The sequence below is a fragment of the Streptomyces sp. NPDC091282 genome (assembly GCF_044757385.1).
GTDB classification, from domain to species: domain Bacteria; phylum Actinomycetota; class Actinomycetes; order Streptomycetales; family Streptomycetaceae; genus Streptomyces; species Streptomyces gramineus.
The window spans coordinates 119,178-139,138 of record NZ_JBIVUX010000003.1; the positions used below are offsets into that span (position 1 = coordinate 119,178).

20 protein-coding genes are annotated in these 19,961 nt (G+C 72.2%); 18 read left to right on the plus strand and 2 right to left on the minus strand.

Annotation, left to right across the window (positions count from 1 at the left end):
* Positions 1-6 precede the first annotated feature (6 nt).
* On the minus strand, positions 7-675 hold the full coding sequence (locus ACIQOE_RS14300; RefSeq protein WP_365570468.1) for a hypothetical protein: 669 nt from the start codon (positions 673-675) through the stop codon (positions 7-9).
* 455 nt (positions 676-1,130) lie between these two features.
* Between ACIQOE_RS14300 and ACIQOE_RS14305 the strand changes: the two genes are divergently transcribed.
* The 14 genes from ACIQOE_RS14305 to ACIQOE_RS14370 all read left to right on the plus strand — a co-directional run bounded on the left by ACIQOE_RS14305 (position 1,131) and on the right by ACIQOE_RS14370 (position 13,876).
* Positions 1,131-1,868 carry a hypothetical protein gene (locus tag ACIQOE_RS14305; RefSeq protein WP_365554973.1) on the plus strand — a complete coding sequence of 246 codons (738 nt, stop codon included), beginning with the start codon at positions 1,131-1,133 and terminating at the stop codon, positions 1,866-1,868.
* A 14-nt stretch (positions 1,869-1,882) separates the two neighbouring features.
* On the plus strand, positions 1,883-2,722 hold the full coding sequence (locus ACIQOE_RS14310) for a hypothetical protein (protein ID WP_362175161.1): 840 nt from the start codon (positions 1,883-1,885) through the stop codon (positions 2,720-2,722).
* Positions 2,719-4,026 carry an ATPase, T2SS/T4P/T4SS family gene (locus ACIQOE_RS14315; RefSeq protein ID WP_365554971.1) on the plus strand — a complete coding sequence of 436 codons (1,308 nt, stop codon included), beginning with the start codon at positions 2,719-2,721 and terminating at the stop codon, positions 4,024-4,026. The genes ACIQOE_RS14310 and ACIQOE_RS14315 overlap by 4 nt, the downstream gene beginning before the upstream one ends.
* Positions 4,027-4,032: 6 nt before the next feature.
* Positions 4,033-5,022 (plus strand): type II secretion system F family protein, encoded by a 990-nt coding sequence (locus tag ACIQOE_RS14320; protein ID WP_351935069.1) that lies wholly within the window; start codon positions 4,033-4,035, stop codon positions 5,020-5,022.
* Entirely contained in the window at positions 5,019-5,939 is a 921-nt protein-coding gene (locus tag ACIQOE_RS14325; RefSeq protein ID WP_401411720.1) for a type II secretion system F family protein, read from the plus strand. The genes ACIQOE_RS14320 and ACIQOE_RS14325 overlap by 4 nt, the downstream gene beginning before the upstream one ends.
* A 49-nt stretch (positions 5,940-5,988) precedes the next feature.
* Entirely contained in the window at positions 5,989-6,240 is a 252-nt protein-coding gene (locus ACIQOE_RS14330) for a hypothetical protein (RefSeq protein ID WP_351317968.1), read from the plus strand.
* Between the two features lie 37 nt (positions 6,241-6,277).
* A complete protein-coding gene (locus ACIQOE_RS14335) occupies positions 6,278-6,727 on the plus strand; it encodes a TadE family protein (protein ID WP_362175431.1) in 450 nt (149 codons plus the stop codon).
* Complete coding sequence (locus ACIQOE_RS14340) at positions 6,728-7,156, plus strand: TadE/TadG family type IV pilus assembly protein (RefSeq protein ID WP_351317972.1); 429 nt, start codon at positions 6,728-6,730, stop codon at positions 7,154-7,156.
* Between the two features lie 2 nt (positions 7,157-7,158).
* Entirely contained in the window at positions 7,159-7,620 is a 462-nt protein-coding gene (locus tag ACIQOE_RS14345) for a pilus assembly protein TadG-related protein (RefSeq protein WP_365555124.1), read from the plus strand.
* Between the two features lie 143 nt (positions 7,621-7,763).
* Complete coding sequence (locus ACIQOE_RS14350; RefSeq protein WP_351317974.1) at positions 7,764-8,114, plus strand: SsgA family sporulation/cell division regulator; 351 nt, start codon at positions 7,764-7,766, stop codon at positions 8,112-8,114.
* A 226-nt stretch (positions 8,115-8,340) separates the two neighbouring features.
* Positions 8,341-11,298, plus strand: a complete 2,958-nt coding sequence (locus ACIQOE_RS14355; RefSeq protein ID WP_401411723.1) for a BTAD domain-containing putative transcriptional regulator — start codon at positions 8,341-8,343, stop codon at positions 11,296-11,298.
* Positions 11,295-12,149, plus strand: coding sequence for an A24 family peptidase (locus ACIQOE_RS14360; protein ID WP_365570474.1), 855 nt, complete (start codon positions 11,295-11,297; stop codon positions 12,147-12,149). Before ACIQOE_RS14355 ends, ACIQOE_RS14360 begins: the two co-directional genes overlap by 4 nt.
* A gap of 73 nt (positions 12,150-12,222) precedes the next feature.
* Entirely contained in the window at positions 12,223-13,422 is a 1,200-nt protein-coding gene (mqnC, locus tag ACIQOE_RS14365; protein ID WP_351317980.1) for a cyclic dehypoxanthinyl futalosine synthase, read from the plus strand.
* A 7-nt stretch (positions 13,423-13,429) separates the two neighbouring features.
* Complete coding sequence (locus tag ACIQOE_RS14370) at positions 13,430-13,876, plus strand: imidazolonepropionase-like domain-containing protein (protein ID WP_351317982.1); 447 nt, start codon at positions 13,430-13,432, stop codon at positions 13,874-13,876.
* A gap of 35 nt (positions 13,877-13,911) precedes the next feature.
* On the opposite strand, the gene ACIQOE_RS14375 is transcribed toward ACIQOE_RS14370, so the two are convergent.
* Positions 13,912-14,886, minus strand: a complete 975-nt coding sequence (locus ACIQOE_RS14375) for a chitinase (protein WP_401411726.1) — start codon at positions 14,884-14,886, stop codon at positions 13,912-13,914.
* A 306-nt stretch (positions 14,887-15,192) separates the two neighbouring features.
* On the opposite strand from ACIQOE_RS14375, the gene ACIQOE_RS14380 reads away from it, so the two are divergent.
* Genes ACIQOE_RS14380 through ACIQOE_RS14395 form a run of 4 tightly spaced genes read left to right on the plus strand, consistent with a single transcriptional unit; the run spans position 15,193 to position 19,959 of the window.
* Positions 15,193-15,576 (plus strand): hypothetical protein, encoded by a 384-nt coding sequence (locus ACIQOE_RS14380; protein ID WP_365554959.1) that lies wholly within the window; start codon positions 15,193-15,195, stop codon positions 15,574-15,576.
* A 20-nt stretch (positions 15,577-15,596) separates the two neighbouring features.
* Positions 15,597-17,906, plus strand: coding sequence for a bifunctional polysaccharide deacetylase/glycosyltransferase family 2 protein (locus ACIQOE_RS14385; protein WP_401411729.1), 2,310 nt, complete (start codon positions 15,597-15,599; stop codon positions 17,904-17,906).
* Complete coding sequence (locus ACIQOE_RS14390; RefSeq protein ID WP_401411731.1) at positions 17,906-19,240, plus strand: acyltransferase; 1,335 nt, start codon at positions 17,906-17,908, stop codon at positions 19,238-19,240. The genes ACIQOE_RS14385 and ACIQOE_RS14390 overlap by 1 nt, the downstream gene beginning before the upstream one ends.
* 23 nt (positions 19,241-19,263) lie before the next feature.
* Positions 19,264-19,959, plus strand: a complete 696-nt coding sequence (locus ACIQOE_RS14395) for a demethylmenaquinone methyltransferase (RefSeq protein WP_351317992.1) — start codon at positions 19,264-19,266, stop codon at positions 19,957-19,959.
* The last annotated feature ends 2 nt before the right edge of the window (positions 19,960-19,961 follow it).

Genomic DNA, 19,961 nt, shown 5'->3' on the forward strand with positions numbered 1-19,961 from the left:
GCCGGATCACGCGGCCGTCAGCCGGGCGACGAGCCCCTCACCCTCCAGGGAGGTCAGCCGGCACCAGGAGCCGTCCGTGAAGGTGATCCTGAAGTCCCGCCCGCCGACGCTGAACGGGCACCGCTCGACGCCGGCCACCGCGCTCAGCTCCACCTCCCACAGGACCTCCTCCCAGGGGTCCCTGGGGTCCTGGAGCCCGCCGAGGACCAGCAGCCGGCGGTCGGTCAGGACCAGGTGCGTGACGTCCGTCCCGGGGCGGCGGGCCGGGTCCAGCTCCCAGGGGAGGGTACGGGCGACGGCGCCGGGGGCGGCCCACAGCACCGGGAAGTCCTCCTCCTCGTTCTCCGGGTCCTTGCTCCTGCCCAGTCCGGCACCGGCGGGGCCGCTGCCGGACGGCACGTTGCCGTCGGCGACCACGGCCAGGGCGAGCACACCCAGGAGGAACGTGATGCCCAGGACGGTCCGCAGCACGAGGCCGGTCCTCGACCTGAGCCGGTAGACCGGTCCGGGCGGCCAGCCCGGCAACTCGCCCTGTATGTCGCGCCGTGCGGGGTCACGGAACCAGCGCCGGCCCTTGACCCGGTCCCCGGCGCCGGTCGCGAAGGACACCGGGGCGCGTGCCACGAGTTCCTCGCCGGCCGGGGGCAGCCAGGACTTGGGGTGCGGCACGGTCACGGTCGGCGGTCCTCACGGTCGACGGCGGCGGACCCCTCGTCCGGCCGGGTGATCCGAAATCCTAGTCAGGCCGCGGTCCGGGACCGGTCGTCGTCGTGAGCACTTCGTGCAGGCCTCATGGGCGCACGGTGACGGCATCGCGTGCGGGCCGGTCGTGGACGGGGGCGGGAGGATTCACCGGCGCACACGTCGGTGTCCCTTGACGTGGCTGGAATCTCAACCGCCGCTCAGGTCACCGCCGTTGCAGATCGCAACGTCGATTCCATTGAGGTCAAGGTGTCCGAGCGCGCCTTGAGGGGCTTATGTGCGGCTGATACGGTGCGATCGCTTGACACTCGCCCTGCCGCCGAGTATTCGGCCGGATCGGGCGGTTGGCGTCGAGTGTCCGCTTTTACGGCGTTGACAGAGTTTCAGGGCAGACAATTTTTTTCTTGGCTGTAACGGGGAGCGGTTGCGTGAAGATCCAAGAGCGTACGGGGGCGGGCGCCGGTCGTTCCACGGGCCCGGCTCAGCCTTCGGTCGGAGACCGGCTTCCTACGCCGCCCCGTGAACGCAAGCCCGCGCTCGCCGCGCTCGCGGTGCTGCTGATCCTGCTCGGCGCGCTGGGCGCCACGACACTCGTGCTCCAGGCGGGCGACCGGATCGAGGTCGTCAAGGTGACCGCCGACATCCAGGCCGGCGAGTCCGTCGGCACGAGCAACACGACGTCCGTCCTGGTCGCGGCCGACGACAGCATCAACTACGTCAAGTGGTCGCAGCTGGACTCCCTGAAGTCCTACAAGGCCAAGTCCACCATCTACAAGGGCACCGTCGTCATCGGCGACATGTTCACCCAGGGCAGCTCGCTGCCGGCCGGCAAGGCCTCCGTCGGTGTCGCCCTCAAGGAGGGCCAGTACCCGGCGGACATCAAGCCCGGTGACGTCGTCGCCGTCTACAACGTGGGTACCGGCAACTCCGGTTCGGGCTCCGGCTCCGGATCCGGCGGCTCGGACTCGTCGTCCTCCTCCTCGTCCGGTGCGCCGATCGTCCCCGACGCCAAGGTCAACACCAGGTCCGACGACAGTGACTCCACCATCAGCACCGGCAACCTCTCGCTGACGCTGCTCGTGGACGAGAGCGACGCCGCCGCGGTCGCGCGGGCCGCGGCCGCCGGCGCGGTCGCCATCGTGCACGTTCCCGGCACCGGCAACTAGAAGGCGGCCCACCCATGGCGCTCATCGCAATCGCCGCCGACAAGGGTTCTCCCGGCGTCACCACCGCGGCCGTCGCGCTGGCCGCGGTCTGGCCGCGTCGGGTCCTGCTCGCCGAGGCCGACCCGGCCGGCGGCGACCTGGTCTACCGCAGCGCCGCCGCGCACGGCGGACCGCTCAACCCCAACACCGGCATGCTCTCCATAGCGGCCACCGCCCGGCGCGGCCTGGTCCCCGATCAACTCTGGGACCACGTCCAGCCGTTGAGCGGCGGACTGGAAGTGGTCGTCGGCCTCGGCATCGCCGAGCAGGCCGCCGGGCTCGCCGGCCTGTGGCCCACCCTCGGCCACGCCTTCGCCTCCCTCGCCGACTCCCCGAACGCCCCCGCCGACGTCATCGCCGACTGCGGCCGGATCAGCGGCGACACCCCGGCCGTGGAGCTGTTCCCGCACGCCGCGCTCGTGCTGCTGGTCTCGCGGACCGAGCCGGAGGCGCTGGCCCGGGTCCGGGACCGCGCCGCCGCCCTCGCGCAGAAGCTGCACGGCGGCCCGCGCGGCGCCGCCTCGCTCGCCACCCCGCTGATCGGCGTGGTCCTGGTCGCCGATCCGTCGAGCTCCGGCAAGCTGGTCAACCAGGTCAACGACATGCTCGTGCACGCCCAGACCGGGGCCCGGGTGGTCGGCACGATCGCCGACGACGCCGCGGGCGCCGACCAGCTGGCCGGCCGCAAGCGCGGGCGGCTCGACAAGTCGCTGCTCATCCGCTCGGCCCGCAAGGTCACCGCCGACATCCACCAGCAGTACGGCGCCGCCTGGACCGTACCGACCCAGGCACCCCATGCGGGGGCCGGCCGATGACCGCTGTCGACCACCAGTTGGTCAAGCGGTTCCGGCAGGACGCCGGCGACCGGATCGCCGAGCAGCGCCGTCAGGACCAGACGTCCGGTGTCACGCCGATGTCCAACGAGGACGAACGGCAGTACGCCCGCGCGGTCATAGCCCAGATCCTGGAGGAGTACGCCCGCGCGGACATCAACGCCGGGCGCACGCCGCTGGACGCGGAGACCGAGGAGCAGTACGCGGCCGCCGTGCACGCGGCCCTGTTCGGCGTCGGACGCCTCCAGCCGCTGCTGGACGACCCCGACGTCGAGAACATCGACATCAACGGCTGCGACCAGGTGTTCGTCGGTTACAGCGACGGCCGCGAGACCGTAGGGGACCCCGTCGCGGAGACCGACGAGGAACTCGTCGAGCTGATCCAGGTGCTCGGCGCCTACTCGGGTCTCTCCTCCCGGCCCTTCGACTCCGCCAACCCGCAGCTCGACCTCCGCCTGCCCGACGGCTCCCGGCTCTCCGCCGTCATGGACGTCACCCGGCGGCCCGCGCTCTCCATCCGCCGCGCCCGCATGGGCAAGGTCTTCATCTCCGACCTGGTCGGCAACGGCACCCTGACGCCCGAGGTCGCGCACTTCATGGCCTGCGCGGTCCGCGCCCGCAAGAACATCATGATCGCGGGGGCGACGAACGCGGGCAAGACGACCCTGCTGCGGGCCCTCGCCAACGAGATCCCGCCGCACGAGCGCCTCATCACCGTCGAGCGCGCGCTGGAGCTGGGCCTCGACACCTTCCCCGACCTGCACCCGAACGTCGTCGCGTTCGAGGAGCGGCTGCCCAACTCCGAGGGCCAGGGCACCATTTCCATGGCCGAACTGGTCCGCCGTTCGCTGCGCATGAACCCCTCGCGGGTCATCGTCGGCGAGGTCCTCGGCGACGAGATCGTCACCATGCTCAACGCGATGTCGCAGGGCAACGACGGATCACTCTCCACGATCCACGCCAACAGCTCAAGCGAGGTCTTCAACCGCATCTCGACCTACGCGCTCCAGGCCTCCGAACGGCTGCCCATCGAGGCCAGCCAGATGCTGATCGCGGGCGCGGTGAACTTCGTCGTCTTCATCCAGCGGCGCAACAACTACCAGACCGGCGGCCGCCTTCAGCGCATGGTCACCTCGGTCCGCGAGGTCAACGGCGTCGACGGGCGGGTGCTGTCCAGCGAGGTGTTCGCGGAGGCCCCCGACGGCCGGGTCGTACCGCACGCGCCCCTAGCCTGCCTGGAGGACCTGATGGCCTACGGCTACCAGCCGCACGGGGCCTGGGGGTGATGTGACATGAACCTGGACTCCCTGGGCTCCATGGGCGGCCTCTTCTCCACCGAGGTCCTGTACGCGCTGGGCTGCGGTGTCGCCACGGGCGGCGGCCTCGCGCTGCTGATCCTCGCGGTCCGCGGCCTGCCCGCCAAGCCCGACCACGAGAAGCAGAAGGCGAACGACCGGGCCGCCGAACTCATCCGGTTCGCCGGCCGGCGCGGTTCCCTCGCCGCCATCGTCGGCCTCGCGGTCCTGCTGATGACCCGCTGGGCGGTGGCCGGTGTCGCCGCCGGCGTCCTGGTCTTCTTCTGGGACAAGCTGTTCGGCGGCGCCGCCGAGGAACGCGCCGCGATGAAGCGCGTGGAGGCGCTGGCCTCCTGGACCGAGTCGCTGCGGGACACCATCGCCGGCGCGGTCGGCCTGGAGCAGGCCATCCCGGCGTCGGCGCGGGCCGCGGCACCGATCCTGCGTCCGCACCTCGACGCCCTGGTCGACCGGCTGCGCGCCCGCACCCCGCTGCCGGACGCGCTCCAGCACCTCGCCGACGAGATCGACGACGCGTCTGCCGACATCATCGTCGCCGCGCTCATGCTCAACGCCCGCCTGCGCGGCCCCGGTCTGCGGCAGGTGCTCGGCGCGCTCGCCAAGTCGGCGCGCGAGGAGGTCGACATGCGGCAGCGTGTGATGGCCCAACGGGCGTCCACCCGGCGGTCGGTGCAGATCGTCGTCGCCGTGTCGGTCGCGTTCGTGCTCGGCCTCGCCGTCTTCAACCGCGACTTCGTCTCGCCGTACGGCACCGCCGTCGGCCAGCTCGTCCTCGCCCTGGTCTGCGGGCTGTTCGCGCTCGGCTTCTGGTGGCTGCGCAAGCTGTCCACCATCGAGACCCCGGAACGGTTCCTGGTCCGCGACCAGTCCTCCGTCCAGTTCGTCAGGCCGCCCCGCACCGCCCCCGGCCAGCCGGGTCAGCCCGGTCAGCAGACGCTGCCCACCGAGGAAGGGGTACGCCGGTGAACCTCACGATGCCGATCCTCGTCGGCGTGGTCCTGGGCCTCGGCGTGTACGTCCTGGTCCGCGCGCTGATGCCGTCCAAGCGCAGCGCGGTCGCCCAGGTCGCCCGGATCGACGCGATGCGGGCGCGCGGCGCCGCCTACGAGTCCGCGCGGCAGACCCAGGACACCGGCCGGTTCGGATCCCTGCGCGCCGAAGTCGGGCAGCGCGTCGCCGACTTCTACCGGCAGCAGGGCTGGGAGCAGCGTTCGCTCCGCGCCGACCTCGCCGTCCTGGACCGCAGCTGGGAGAAGTTCCTCGCCACCAAGGTGCTGCTCGCGGCGGCCGGCCTGATCTTCGGCCCGTTCCTGTTCGCCGTCGTCTACACGATGGGGTTCGGGCACAGCCCGGTCATCCCGGTCTGGCTCTCCCTGGCCTGCGCGGCCCTGTTCTTCTTCCTGCCCGACCTGGAGGTGCGGCGGGACGCCGCCGACAAGCGCCGCGACCTCAGGCGGGTGATCGGCGCCTACCTCGACCTGGTGTCGATGAGCCTGGCCGGCGGCCGCGGCCTCCCGGAGGCCCTGATGGCGGCCGCCGACGTCTCCGACGGCTGGGCCAACCAGCGCATCCGCAACGCCCTCGCCGACGCCCGCATCACCGGCGTCAGCCAGTGGCAGGCGCTGGGCGCGCTCGGCGAGGAACTCGGCGTCGAGGAGCTGAAGGACCTGTCGGCGTCCCTGGCGCTCGTCGCCGACGACGGCGCCAAGGTCCGCGAGTCCCTGGCCTCCCGCGCCGAGACCATGCGGCACCGCGAACTCGCCGAGATCGAGGGCAGCGCGGGCGAGAAGTCCCAGTCGATGCTCGTCGCCCAGCTGCTGCTGTGCGCCGGCTTCCTGGTCTTCCTGATCTTCCCGGCGGCGATGCGGGTGTTCCAGGTCTGATCTCTTGCGTGAACCTTCGCCAACTGCTGTTTCGAGAGGACAACACACCATGAACGGACGGAACTACAGCACCGGGATCCCGGCGATGGACTTCCTGGTCACCTTCCTCCAGGGCCGGGTGCAGCGCGCCCGCTCCGGCGAACTCGACCGCGGTGCCTCCGCCGTCGAGTGGGTCATCATCTCCGCGGTCGTCGTGGCGATCGTCGGCGTGGTGGCCGCCATCATCAACGCGGCGCTCAGCGACGGCGCCAACAAGGTCGGCGACTGCATCAAGGGCGCCAGCGCGAGCAAGACCTGCTGAGCGCGCGTACGACGACGGGGTGACGGGGGTGACGGGGATGTCCGAGGGCGTGAGCACGGGCCTGCGCGGCTGGGTGCGCCGCCGGGCGGCGGCCGCGCGCGGTGACTCGGGGATGACGGCGATCGAGTTCGTGTTCCTCACCCCCGTCCTGTTCTTCATGATCTTCGCCACGGTGCAGTTCGCGCTGTACTTCTTCGCCGACCACGTGGCCCAGGCCGCGGCCCAGGCGGGCGCCCGCAAGGCCCGAGCCACCGCCGACGCGGAACCCGGTGCCTGGCGCGGCAAGGCCCAGGACGTGGTCGACTCCTACATCAGCCAGCTCGGGCCGCAACTGGTCCTGGCGCCCGACGTGAAGATGCTGCAGCCGGAGCAGAACACGGTCGGTGTCGAGATCACGGCCCGCATCCCGACGGTGTTCCCGGGCCTGGACCTGACCGTGCACGCGCAGTCGTCGGGCCCGGTCGAGCGATTCGTGGAGGACAACTAGATGTCCGCCCACGACGGGACGACGCACGACGAGCCGACGCACGACGGGGGGCTGTCGACCGTCGAGGTCGTCATCCTCGCCCCGGTCATGATCCTGTTCATCCTCGTGCTGGTCGCCTTCGGCCAGCTCGTCGACGGGCGCGGCGCGGTCGACGGCGCCGCCCGGGACGCGGCCCGCGCCGGCTCCATCCAGAAGGACCACGGCACGGCCATGTCCGAGGCGCGCAAGGCCGCCGAGGCCGACCTCGCGGACGTCTGCTCCGGGCCGGTCTCCGTCGTCCAGACCAGCCAGGGTTTCGAGCCCGACAGCATCTTCACCGTCGAGGTCAGCTGCCAGGTGCGCGGTCTGGCCATGCTGGGCCTGGACATCCCCACCACCCTCACCGCGAGCTTCTCCTCGCCGCTGGATCCGCTGCGGAGGTCGGCGTGAGCCTGAGCATCGCGCTGCTGCGCACCTGGTGGACCGCGCGCCGGCTCCGCCTGGACGACCGGGGGTCCGGCGCCGGTGCGGTCATCATCTTCGCGCTGGTCTTCCTCTCCCTCTCCGCGTTCGTCATCGACGGCGGCCTGTCCATCTCCAAGCGCGAACGCGCCGCCGACATCGCCGAACAGGCGGCCCGCTACGCGGCGCAGGACATCGACCGGGAGAAGCTGTACGAGGGCCAGGGCACCGCGCCGATCAACTTCCAGGACTGCGACGCCCGGGTGAAGACCTTCGCCCGCGAGATGGACATGTCCGCCGCCGACATCGCGGGCACGCACTGCACCGCGGCCGACGCGCAGCAGGTCCAGGTCCAGGTGCAGTTGACGTACGAGCCGGTGTTCACGGGCATGTTCTACGGCGGCGCGATCGTCGTGCACGGAGAGGCGACGGCCGAGAACGAGGTCGGCTGACCGGCACGGGAGCGCCCCGCCGGACCGGAAGGTGACGCATGTCACTCAAGTGACCTGCTTTTCCTGCGTAATCAGACGCGGACGAGCCACTCCATATCTACGACGGCTCCCGCCCTCGCCTTCCTCACCGACGGAGTACGCCCGTGCCCATCACCCTGGAGCAGGCCACCGGCGCCCGCCTGCTCACCGCCGACGAGCAGGAGCTGGCGGTACCCGCGACCCTCCGCTACACCTCGGCCGACCCGCAGTCCGTGCACTTCGTGTTCCCGCCGTGGATCTCCCTGGACGGCGAGGAGGTCACCTGGAGGTTCGCGCGCGTGCTCCTGGAGCAGGGCATGCAGACCCCCGCCGTCCTCGGAAACGTGCACGTACGCCCGTACGGCCCCTCGCGCACGGTGGTCGAACTCCGCGCCGAGGAAGGGGTCGCGGCCGTCACCTTCGCGACCTCCGTCCTGCGCCGCTTCCTGGTCTCCTCGCTGCGCGTCGGCGACTGACCGGCCGAAGCCGGTGAGGGATGTGTGGAGGGACGGTGTGCGGGGCGGCGGACGACAACTCCGGCCAATCGGGCATGAGTCGATGAACGGGCCGTAACCGGGCGCCCGTTCGGTGTTCTGCCCTTCGACGCTGTCGGTTCCAGTCAATAGGATCGTCGAAGGGGGCTCGTTAGGCTCGTGGTGCCCTCGGCCCGCTCCTTCCACACACGACCCCAGGACACCCGCCATGGCGCGACGCAGCACATCAAGCTCGACGGGAAGACCGACGGGGACCCCGTCGGGTCCGCGGAACCGGACCCCGCAGCCGGTGCGGATGCGGCGGCGCACGGCCGGCGACTTCGTCAAGGCCTTCCTCGCCTTCCTGGCCCTGCTCGTCCTCGTCGTCGGCGTCCCCGGCGCGCTCGCCGTGTCCGTCGGCTGGCCCCTGCCGCACAGCGCCCCGAAGACGGAGTGGCTGTCGGAGCCGATCGGCGTCGACGTGTTCCTGAACACGCTGACGGTCATCGTCTGGCTGGCCTGGGCCCAGTTCACCGCCTGCGTGCTGGTGGAGGTCAAGGCCGCCGTCTCCGGCGTGGGCCTGCCCGGCCGGGTCCCCGGCGCCGGCCCCAGCCAGCTGCTCGCCCGGCAGCTGGTCGCCGCACTGCTGCTGGTCGGCGCCACCGCCGCCAGTCTCACCCCGGGCCTGTCGCAGCTCGGCCACGGCATGGAGGGCAACCAGAAGGGCACCGTGGCCGCTGCCCAGGCGACCCCCGGCCTCCTCGCCCAGCAGCAGGAGCAGGCCAAGAGCACCGCCGCCGCCCTCGCCGAACAGGCCGGCCATGTCGCCGCCCAGGCCGAGCACGGCTCCGCCGCCGCGCACGGGGCGACGAAGTACTACCGGATCCAGCCGCCCGAGGGCCGCCACCACGACTCCCTGTGGGAGATCGCGCAGCGCCACCTCGGCGACGGCCGCCGGTACAAGGAGATCTACGAGCTCAACAAGGACCGCGTCCAGCCCGACGGCTCCCGGCTCTCCGAGGCCAGCCTCATCCGGCCCGGCTGGATCATGGAGATGCCCGGCGACGCGCACGGCGGCGAACTCGTCGAGAACCCCGACGCGCACGTCTCGCCCGAGGTCCGGCAGCAGATCGGCGACTACGCCAGGACCGGCGACCACGCCCAGCAGCAGCACCAGGAGCAGGGCGGCGGCGGGCACGCGGCCGAGGACGGCGCCACCGCCCGGATCACCGTGCCCAGCCCGCGCCGGGCCGGTGACACCGCCACACCCGCCACGCACGCCCAGGACGGCTCCGGCCACGCCTTCGGCCTCCCGGAGGCGCTGCTCGGCGCCCCGTTCCTCGCCGCCGGCCTGCTCGCCGCGCTCGGCCGCCGCCGCCGGCAGGCCCTGTGGCAGTCGGCGCTCGGCGCCGTCGGCGGGCGGCGCGGCATGGAGCCGCCGACCCCGCACGGCGAGGCCCAGGACGTGCAGGACGCCCTCCTGGTCGGCGCGGACCCCGAAGGCGTACGCCAGCTCGACCGGTCCCTGCGCGGACTGGCCGCCGCCCTCACCGCCGAGTCCCGTTCGCTGCCCGTCGTCTACGCGGCCTGGCTCAGCCACGGCGACCTGCACCTCCAGCTCGCCCAGCCGGCCGGAAAGCCGCCGGCGCCCTGGCAGCTCGGCCAGGACCAGACGTTCTGGACGCTGTCCCGCGCGGACGCCGACCGCTACGAGGACACCGACACCGCGGCGCCGTACCCGGGCCTGGTCAGCCTCGGCACCATGGACGACTCGCGGCTGCTGCTCAACCTGGAGGCCGTGCCCGGCATCGTCTCGCTGAGCGGCCGGGAGGCCGACCGGGCCGCCGTGTTCTCCTCGGTCGCCGCCGAACTCGCCACCAACGGCTGGTCGGACCGCATGACCATCACGCTCGTCGGCTTCGGCGCCGACCTCACCCCGCTCGCCCCCAACCGGCTGCGGCACCTCGACGACGCGGACGCGCTCTTCGAGGTGATGGAGGCGGAGACCCGGCAGCGGCGGGGGGCGCTCGGCGCCGCCGGACACGACTCCGTCCTCACCGGCCGCACCGGCCCGGCCCAGCACACCCGCTGGGCGCCGAACCTGGTGCTGCTCGCCGCCCAGCCGTCCGCCGAGGACGCGCTGCGGCTCGCCGAACTCGCCGCCGACGCGGCCCGGCTGGGCATCGGCTACCTCGTCGGCACCGAGAGCGCGGACCTGCCGGGCGCCGCCTGGGCGATGGAGATCACCCCGGACGGCAAGCTCCTCGCCCCGCTGCTCGGCCTCGAACTCGAAGCCCAGCTGCTGCCCGCCGTGCAGCAGCGCGCGGTCGTCGAGCTGTTCGTCGAGGCCGACCCCGAGCGCGACCCGGACGGGCCGACCAACGCCCCGCCGTTCCTCGTCGACATCAGCGAACAGGGCCGCCCCGCGGTCTACGCGCGGCTGGTCGGCCCGTACGAGATCATCGGCCTCGACACCCCGGACGGAGACCGCAGCGCCCTGCTCCACGAGGCGCTCGCGCTGCTCCTGCTGCACCGCGAGGGCGTGCACCCGCGCGTGCTGTCGTCCGCGCTGTGGCCGCGCGGAGTGACGGAGGACGTCCGCGACGCGCTGCTGGAGCGGCTGCGCGCCTGGCTGGGCACCGCCCCCGACGGCGGCCCGCGGCTGCGCACCGACACCACCGGCCGGCTGGTGCTCGCCAAGTCCGTCGTCTCCGACCTGGACGTCCTGCGGTCCCTCTACTACGAGGCCACCCAGGGCAAGGGCGCCGACAGCCGGGCCGTCCGCGGCCGTCTCCTCACCGACGCGCTCGTGCTGGTGCGCGGCCCGCTGCTCGCCGACCGCGCCGACGGCCGCTACCGCTGGCTCACCCACGAGATCGTCGACGCCCAACTGCCGCTGCTGGTCGCCGACATCGGCCTCGCGCTGTCCGCGTTCCACCTGGAGAAGGACCGCGCGGAGAAGGCGATCGAGGCGCTCGGCGCGGCGCTGCGGACCGCTCCGGACGACGAGCGCCTGTGGCACGAGCTGCTGCGCGCCACCCACGCCACCGGCGACCCGGACCGGCTCCGCGCCCTCGCCGCCGACCTCGTCGCCCGCAGCGGCGCACGCGGCCTGCCCCCGCGCACCGAGGCCCTCCTCGACGAACTCCTGCCGACCTGGCGCGAGGGCGCCGAGGCGGCGGGATGACCGGCCAGGACCTCGTCCTCGTGGCCGCCGCCGCGCTCTGGGGCGCGGCGAGCGGCACCCTGCTGCCCCGCGCCGCGTACCGCTTCTCGGCCCCGGCGGGCGAGCCGTGGCGCACCGCCTGCCCCGCGGACCATCCGCTCGGCGGCTGGCTGGGCCGGGCCCGCTGCGCCGCCTGCGCGACGGCCGGCGCGGCACAGGACGCGCCGCTCACCCCGGCACAGGCGGACGCACCGGAACCGGCCGCCGACGACGGCGCCGAGCCGGACCCCGGCGACCCGCGCCCGCCCGCCTCCGGCCCGCGCGCCGCCCACGGCCCCCGCACCGCCCCCCTCGCCGTCGCCACCGCGCTGGTCTGCGCGGCCCTGGCGGGCGCCACCGGTACCCGCCCCGAACTCGTCGTCTGGCTGCTGCTCGCGCCGGTCGGCGTGCTGCTGGCGGCCGTCGACTTCCGGGTGCAGCGCCTGCCCGATCCCCTCACCCTCCCCTTCGCCGCGGCCGCCCTCGCCCTCCTCGGCGGTGCCGCGCTGCTCCCCGAGCACGCCGGCGACTGGCTCACCGCGCTCTACGCGTCCCTCGCGCTCGGCGCCGGCTACTTCGTCCTGTTCCTGGTCAACCCCGGCGGCATGGGCTTCGGCGACGTGAAACTGGCCCTCGGCACGGGCGCCGTCCTCGGCTGGTACGGCTGGCCCACCGTGCTGCTCGGCACCTTCGCCGGGTTCCTGCTCGGCGCGTTGTACGGCGGCGCCCTCGTCGTCGTACGGCGGGCCGGGCGCAAGACGGCGATCGCGTTCGGCCCGTTCCTGATCGCGGGCGCGTTCGCGGCGCTGCTGGTGGGCGCGTACACGGCCTGAGGTCGGGCCGTCCGAAGGCCTGGCGTAGGCTGGCGGAGTCTGTCCACAACCCTTGACGAAAGGGACGCCCAAGGTGACCGAGAAGGCCGACCTCCAGTCTGTCCTCGACCGTGCCGCCGCCGGTGGGCGGATCACCCCGGAAGAGGCGCTCGACCTCTACCGCGACGCGCCCCTGCACGCGCTGGGCGCGGCCGCCGACGCCGTACGCCGCCGCAGGTACGCCGGTACCGAGCACATCGCGACGTACATCATCGAGCGGAACATCAACTACACCAACGTGTGCGTCACCGCGTGCAAGTTCTGCGCCTTCTACGCGGCCCCCAAGGACCAGGCCAAGGGCTGGACCCGTGAGCTCGACGACATCCTGCGCCGCTGCGCGGAGACCGTCGAACTGGGCGGCACCCAGATCATGTTCCAGGGCGGCCACCACCCCGACTTCGGCGTCGAGTACTACGAGCGCAACTTCAAGGCGATCAAGGACGCGTTCCCGCAGCTGGTCATCCACAGCCTGGGGGCGTCCGAGGTCGAGCACATGGCCCGGATCTCCGGTGTCTCGGTCGAAGAGGCCATCACCCGCATCCACGAGGCCGGTCTCGACTCCTTCGCCGGCGCCGGCGCGGAACTCCTGCCCGCGCGCCCCCGCAAGGCCATCGCGCCCCTCAAGGAGAGCGGCGAGCGCTGGCTGGAGATCATGGAGGCGGCGCACGGCCTGGGCGTGGAGTCCACGTCCACGATGCTCATGGGCACCGGCGAGACCAACGCCGAGCGCATCGAGCACCTGCGGATGATCCGGGACGTCCAGGACCGCACGGGCGGCTTCCGGGCCTTCATCCCGTACACCTACCAGCCCGAGAACAACCACCTGAAGGGCCGCACGCAGGCGACCCTCTTCGAGTACCTGCGGATGATCGCGATCGCCCGGGTCTTCCTCGACAACGTGGCCCACATCCAGGGCTCCTGGCTGACCACCGGCAAGGAGGTCGGCCAGCTCTCGCTGCACTACGGTGCCGACGACCTCGGCTCGATCATGCTGGAGGAGAACGTCGTCTCCTCGGCCGGCGCCAAGCACCGCTCCAACCGCCTGGAGATCATCGACCTGATCCGCAAGGCGGGCCGGGTCCCGGCGCAGCGCGCGACGACCTACGAGCACCTCGTGGTCCACGACGACCCGGCGAACGACCCGGTCGACGAGCGCGTGATGTCCCACATCTCCTCGACGGCGATCGAGGGCGGGACCGCCCACCCGGAACTGAAGCTCCTCACCGCCAACTGACCCCGGCGTGGAGACGATTCACGCGGCGGACCGGGTCTTCACCGCCTGGGACGCCGCACCGGTCGAGGACGGCGCCGTGGTCGTCGTACGGGACCGGATCGGTGCCGTCGGGCCCTACGAGGAGTTGCGCGAGCGGTTCCCGCGGGCGCGGGTGCGCAGGTGGCCGGGGTCCCTCGGCCCGGCCCGGACCCACGACGGCCCCCTTCCGGACGCGCCCAGCCCGCGCGAGCGGGTGCACGCCGTGCTGAAGCGGGGCGCGGTGGCGGTCCTGGCGGCGTACGCCGACTCGCCCGCGCTCCGGGCGGCCGCGGAACGCAACGACGTCGCCGTGGTCGCGGCGGCCCGCGCCGCGCGGCTCACCGAGACGGTCCGGGCCGACCTCGCGGTGTTCGACGCGGCGGGGGAGTGCGTCGCGACGGTGTGCGCGGGGCGGCTCGTCCACCGGCGTAGGTAGCGCGACGGCCCGGCGGCGCCTCCGCCCGCGGCGGCTCAGCCCGCGAACGCCTTCCCGAACGCCCCGGAACGCTGCGCGACACCGCTGCAGTCGGTCGCGGCGTCGTCGTCCGCGGTACCGCTGCGGCACGGCACGTCCCGGAACGTCGACCACATCGAGACCCAGGCGATCCCCTTCCTCTCCGCGAACGCCCGCACGTCGGCCGCGTCCGCGAGCGTGAGGGTCTCCCCGGCCACGTCGTTCACGCCGATCATCGAGGTCAGCGCCATCCCGCCCCAGGCCCCCGCGTCCGACAGCCCGAACACCTTCCTCAGCTGCGCGTGCGTGGCCTTCGCCGAGGTGAGCGCGTAGTCGCCCATGTCCCCGTCGTAGGACTCGCCGTAGTTCATGGTCATGATGTTGACCGTGGAGACCTGCACGTCGTACGTGTTGGCGGAGTCGAGCAGCGCGAGGCCGCCGGCGTCGAGCCCGGACGGCATCACGGGCAGGGTGAAGGAGACCTCCAGGCCGGGCCGTTCCTTCTGGAGCAGGGCGATCGCCCGGGACCGCAGGGCGACCGACGCGGAGTCGGTGAGCGTGCCGCCCTCGATGTCGAAGTCGGCCCGGGTGGAGCCCGCGGCGTCCAGTGCGGCGCCGTACGCCGCGGCGAGTTCGGCGGCGCCGGTGCACGTCGTCGCGAGTTCCCTGCCCGAGGCGCCGCCGAAGGAGACCCGCACCGAGCGGCCGTCGCGCTTCAGCCCGGCTATGCGGGACCGCACGGCCGGACTGCCGATCGCCGTCGTGCCGTTCCACTTCGGCGTGCAGCCGCTGCCGCCGGAGATCACGAAGGCCAGGTTGTACACCGACGGCGAGCCCGCGCCGTCCGTGGCGGCGGCCTCGGTCGCGCTGACGTAGGGGGCGTAGGCCGTACCCGCCGGGGCCGCCGTCCGCGAGGTGTCCGCGGAACACCCCGTCACTGCCATGGCAAACAGGCAGACGAGCCCGGCAGCCGGCCTGAGGAAACCCCGCATCAAGATGCACCCGCTTTCGTGATGTGCGTCTCAGGATCGAAAAGAGCCCTGATTCGAAAGGAAAACGTCTCACACGTACATGGTGTTCAACTCGTCGGTCATCACAGGGGAAATTCATGGAACGAACGTGGTGAACCGGATCAACGAGACTTCGCAAAGCGGATGTTGAGCACCATTACCGCTCCGGACGATCCTCGCAGGTGTTCACGGAATCTCTCAGTGAAATTACAGGTGAAGGCGTTTCTCATGGCCGCCTCACAAGGACTCCGAAGGCGATCACATAAACCCTCCCTAATATCCCCGGACATGCAATCCGAGCCCGCCATCGAAACCCGCGCCGCAGTGCGTGGTCGCCGCCGCAAACAAGGCAACGGGTCCGCCGAAGGGCCCGTGTTCGTCGACTCCTCGGGACGCCGTTCCAAGCTGCTGCGCCGCGCCGGCCTGCTCCTCGGCGTCGTCTGCCTCGCCTACACGGGCGTGCTCGGCGCCGCCTTCCTGGGCTGGGGCACCGCGCTCACCCCGGACTCGCTCGTCCCCGACTTCGCACGCGCGGGCGGCGACCCCGGCGGCACCCGGCCGCAGGGCGGCGCCGAACGCCGGACGGGCCGGTCCGGCGGCGGCCCGTCCGCGCCGCCCTCGACCACCGCCACCCCGTCCGCCCCGGCCACGGCGTCCGCCACCGCCGACTGACCGGAACGCAGGCCCTCTCCATGACCGCACCGACCTCCGCACGCGGCCGCAGGCGCGCCCCCTCCCGTATCGAGCGGGCGGCGGGCCGGGCCGCGGCCCTGCAGAAACCACGAGTCATCCTCGCCCTGCTGCTCCTGCTGGCACTGACCTGCGTACTGCTCCTCGACGGCTACCTGCGCGCGGAGGTCGGCGGCGACCAGCGGGTGCGCACCGGCGCCGGCTCCGCCGACGTACCGGACCGGATCCTGAACGGCGGCCCGATCCTCACGTTCCGGGGCGGCCGGGCGGCCACCGTGTCGGTCCCCGCGAAGACCATCGCGCTCACCTTCGACGACGGCCCCGACCCGACCTACACGCCGCAGGTCTTGAAGATCCTCCACCGGTACGACGTCCCGGCCACGTTCTTCCTGGTCGGCTCGATGGTGTCGCGCTACCCGGGCATCGTGAAGACCATGGTCGACCAGGGCAACGAGGTCGGCATCCACACCTTCACGCACGTCGACCTGTCGTACCAGAGCAACGCCCGGGTCAACCGCGAGATGCGGCAGAGCCAGCTCGCGCTCGCCGGCGCGGCCGGGATCACGACCACGCTCTTCCGCGCGCCGTACTCCTCGGAGACGGACGCCATCGACGACTACAGCTGGCCCGTCTACCAGCGGCTCGGCAAGGAGGGCTACACCAGCGTCTTCGTCGACACCGACAGCGACGACTGGAAGAAACCGGGCGTCTCCAAGATCATCGACTGGGCCACGCCGAAGAAGGGCAAGGGCGCCTCGGTGCTCTTCCACGACGCGGGCGGCGAGCGGACGCAGACGATCGAGGCGCTGCCGCGGTACATCGAGAAGATGAGGGCGAAGGGCTACACCTTCACCACCATCAGCGGGGCGATCGAGAAGCAGGACACGGCCGGCGGCCCGTCCGCCACCACCGCGTCCGGCGCCGCGGGCACCTCCGCCGGACGGGGAGCAGAGACCGGCGTCCGCACCGGGACGGCCCGGGGCGACACCACCTCCGGCGGCCTCCAGGCCGCCCATCGCACCGCCACCGGCATGACGCTCTACGAGGGCAAGGCGCTCCTGGTGGCGGTCGCGATCGCCGAGTGGGCCCTGCCGGTGCTGTCGGGCCTGCTGCTCGTCGTGGGCGTCGCGGTCATGGGCCGCTTCGGGCTGATGCTGCTCGTCGCCCGCCGCCACCACCGGCTGCGCAACAGACGCCGGTTCAGCTGGGGTCCGGCGGTCACCCGACCGGTGAGCGTGATCGTCCCGGCGTACAACGAGAAGGAGTGCATCGCCAACACCCTGGAGTCACTGGCCCGCAGCACCCACCCGATCGAGATCGTCGTCGTCGACGACGGCTCCACCGACGGCACCTCGGAGATCGCCAGGGCCGCGGCCGACCGGCTCGGCATGACCGACGTCCGGATCCTCCGCCAGGAGAACGCCGGCAAACCGGCCGCCCTCAACAACGGCGTACGCAGCGCCCGTCACGACATCGTCGTGATGATGGACGGCGACACGGTCTTCGAGCCGGAGACCGTACGGCACCTGGTGCAGCCGTTCGCCGATCCCGAGGTCGGCGCGGTCGCCGGCAACGCCAAGGTCGGCAACCGCGACACGGTCATCGGCGCCTGGCAGCACATCGAGTACGTGATGGGCTTCAACCTGGACCGCCGCATGTACGACCTGCTGCGCTGCATGCCGACGATCCCGGGTGCCGTCGGCGCGTTCCGGCGCGACGCGGTGCTGGAGGCCGGCGGGATGAGCGAGGACACCCTCGCCGAGGACACCGACATCACCATCGCCCTGCACCGCGCCGGCCGGCGGGTCGTCTACCAGGAGCACGCCCGCGCCTGGACCGAGGCGCCCGGTTCGCTCGCACAGCTGTGGTCCCAGCGCTACCGCTGGTCGTACGGCACCATGCAGGCGCTGTGGAAGCACCGCAAGTGCCTGACGGACAAGGGGCCGTCGGGCCGGTTCGGCCGGGTGGGCATGCCCCTGGTCGTCCTCTTCCAGATCGTCACGCCGCTCTTCGCCCCGCTCATCGACGTCTTCACGGCCTATTCGATGATCTTCGTCGACCTCCGGGCGGCCCTGCTGGCCTGGTTCGCGGTGCTGGGCGTCCAACTGGCGTGCGCCGCCTACGCGTTCCGGCTCGACAGGGAGAAGTACCGGTACCTCCTCATGATGCCTCTCCAGCAACTGGCCTACCGTCAGATGATGTACCTCGTCCTCATCCACTCCTGCGTCACCGCCCTCACCGGCGGCCGCCTGCGCTGGCAGAAGCTCAAGCGCACCGGCGAGGTAGGCACCCCGGCAGGAGCGAACGGCTGATGACCTGGGACCAGCAGAACCCTTCCGCGTACCCGTACCCGTACCAGGGGGACTACGGCCATGGCCAAGACCCCGGCCATGGCTACGAGGGCCAAGGCGAGCAGCCGCAGCAGCAGTACCCGCCGCACCAGCCCTACGCCGGGTCCGGGTATGGGTATGGGTACGGAGCCGGGTACGGGGGCGTCCCGGTGACGGAGCAGACGGCCCCGCTGCCGGTGGCGGAGCCGGAGCCGATCCCCGCGGCCGAGCCGGCATCCGCTGTCGAGGAACCCGCTCCCGCCCCCGCCCCGCGGTCCCGGCCGCCCGGCAGGGACCGCTACTTCGACACCCTCCGGGCGGTCGCCCTGGTCCGGGTCGTCACCTATCACACCTTCGGGTGGGCCTGGTGCGGGATGGTGTTCCCCTCCATGGGCATCATGTTCGGCCTGGCCGGCACGCTGATGGCGAAGTCCCTGGAGCGCCCGGCGGCGAAGGTGGTCAGGAGCCGGCTGCGCCGCCTCCTCCCGCCGTTCTGGTTCTGGGGGTTCTTCGTCGTGCTGGCGATGCTGGTCCACGGCTGGATGCCGGGCCCGCAGATCGTCTACTGGGTGCTGCCGCTCGGGGACCCGCCGGGCAACGCGTGGGGCGAGCAGGCGTGGGAGATCCTCTGGTACCTGCGGACCTACCTCTGGTTCGTCCTCCTCTCCCCGGCCCTGCTGTGGCTCTTCCGCAAGGCGCCCGTACCGGTCCTGGTCCTCTCCCTGGTCCCGGTCCTGGTGCTGAACTTCGCCTGGTCGGGTCCGGACGGCCGGCTCGGCAGCGCGCTGTGGGACCTGTCGACCTACCTCTTCTGCTGGATCCTCGGCTTCGCCCACCGCGACGGCGTGCTCCGGCGGCTGAAGCCGGTCCTGGCGGTCGCCGCCTCCCTCGCGGCGATGGGGTACGGCGGCTGGTACGCCTTCTCGCACCAGGCCGGCTTCGGCACCTACGACCTGGACGAGAACCCCCTCGCACAGGCCTTCTGGTCGGCCGGGTTCGTGCTGCTGCTGATGTGGGCGAAGGAGTACTACCGGATCGACTTCGCCGCACTGACCCGCTTCCGGCGGCTGGACCGGACGGTCACCGTCTTCAACGCCCGCGCGGTGACCGTCTACCTCTGGCACGAGATCGCCCTGATCCTGGCGGTCCCGCTGATCGACCGGATGTGGGACGTCCCGGCGTTCGAGAAGTGGCTCCCGCTGGACAGCCAGTGGTTCATGTTCGGCGTCGGCTGGATCCTGATCGCGGTGTTCGTCGTGCTGTGCGGCTGGGTGGAGGACGTGGCGGCGAAGAAGAAGCCCCGGCTCCTGCCGTGACGGGGGGCTGCAAGAATGGCGAGGTGACCCGCGCCTCCCTGAACAAGCAGCCGCACGAAGTCGCCTCGATGTTCGACGACGTGGCGGAACGGTACGACCTGACCAACGACGTGCTGTCGCTCGGCCAGGACCGCCACTGGCGGAAGGAGGTCGCCCGCGCGGTCGACGCGCGGCCCGCGCAGAAGGTCCTCGACCTCGCCGCCGGCACGGGCACCTCCTCCCAGCCCTTCGTCCGGGCCGGCGCCTACGTGGTGCCCTGCGACTTCTCCCTCGGGATGCTCCAGGTCGGCAAGCGGCGCACCGGCTGGATGCCCTTCACCGCCGGGGACGCCACCAGGCTGCCGTTCAAGGACGACACCTTCGACGCCGTGACGATCTCCTTCGGCCTGCGTAACGTGCAGGACACCGACGCGGCCCTGCGGGAGATGTACCGGGTCACCCGACCCGGCGGACGGGTGGTGATCTGCGAGTTCTCGCACCCGACCTGGACGCCGTTCCGTACCGTCTACACCGAGTACCTGATGCGCGCGCTGCCGCCGGTCGCCCGCGCGGTCTCCTCCAATCCTGACGCCTACGTCTATCTCGCCGAGTCCATCCGTGCCTGGCCCGACCAGCCCGCGCTGGCCGGACGGCTGCGCGAGGCGGGCTGGTCGAAGGTGGCCTGGCGCAACCTCACCGGCGGGGTCGTCGCCCTGCACCGGGGCTTCAAGGAGGCCTGAGT

Excerpts from the sequence above, each read along its gene's own strand:
- ACIQOE_RS14335 (WP_362175431.1), top strand. The coding sequence starts at position 6,278 with ATGTCCGAGGGCGTGAGCACGGGCCTGCGCGGCTGGGTGCGCCGCCGG.
- ACIQOE_RS14310 (WP_362175161.1), top strand. The coding sequence starts at position 1,883 with ATGGCGCTCATCGCAATCGCCGCCGACAAGGGTTCTCCCGGCGTCACC.
- ACIQOE_RS14390 (WP_401411731.1), top strand. The coding sequence starts at position 17,906 with ATGACCTGGGACCAGCAGAACCCTTCCGCGTACCCGTACCCGTACCAG.
- ACIQOE_RS14380 (WP_365554959.1), top strand. The coding sequence starts at position 15,193 with ATGCAATCCGAGCCCGCCATCGAAACCCGCGCCGCAGTGCGTGGTCGC.
- ACIQOE_RS14340 (WP_351317972.1), top strand. The coding sequence starts at position 6,728 with ATGTCCGCCCACGACGGGACGACGCACGACGAGCCGACGCACGACGGG.
- ACIQOE_RS14385 (WP_401411729.1), top strand. The coding sequence starts at position 15,597 with ATGACCGCACCGACCTCCGCACGCGGCCGCAGGCGCGCCCCCTCCCGT.
- ACIQOE_RS14330 (WP_351317968.1), top strand. The coding sequence starts at position 5,989 with ATGAACGGACGGAACTACAGCACCGGGATCCCGGCGATGGACTTCCTG.
- ACIQOE_RS14320 (WP_351935069.1), top strand. The coding sequence starts at position 4,033 with ATGAACCTGGACTCCCTGGGCTCCATGGGCGGCCTCTTCTCCACCGAG.
- ACIQOE_RS14360 (WP_365570474.1), top strand. The coding sequence starts at position 11,295 with ATGACCGGCCAGGACCTCGTCCTCGTGGCCGCCGCCGCGCTCTGGGGC.
- ACIQOE_RS14375 (WP_401411726.1), bottom strand. The coding sequence starts at position 14,886 with ATGCGGGGTTTCCTCAGGCCGGCTGCCGGGCTCGTCTGCCTGTTTGCC.
- ACIQOE_RS14315 (WP_365554971.1), top strand. The coding sequence starts at position 2,719 with ATGACCGCTGTCGACCACCAGTTGGTCAAGCGGTTCCGGCAGGACGCC.
- ACIQOE_RS14355 (WP_401411723.1), top strand. The coding sequence starts at position 8,341 with ATGGCGCGACGCAGCACATCAAGCTCGACGGGAAGACCGACGGGGACC.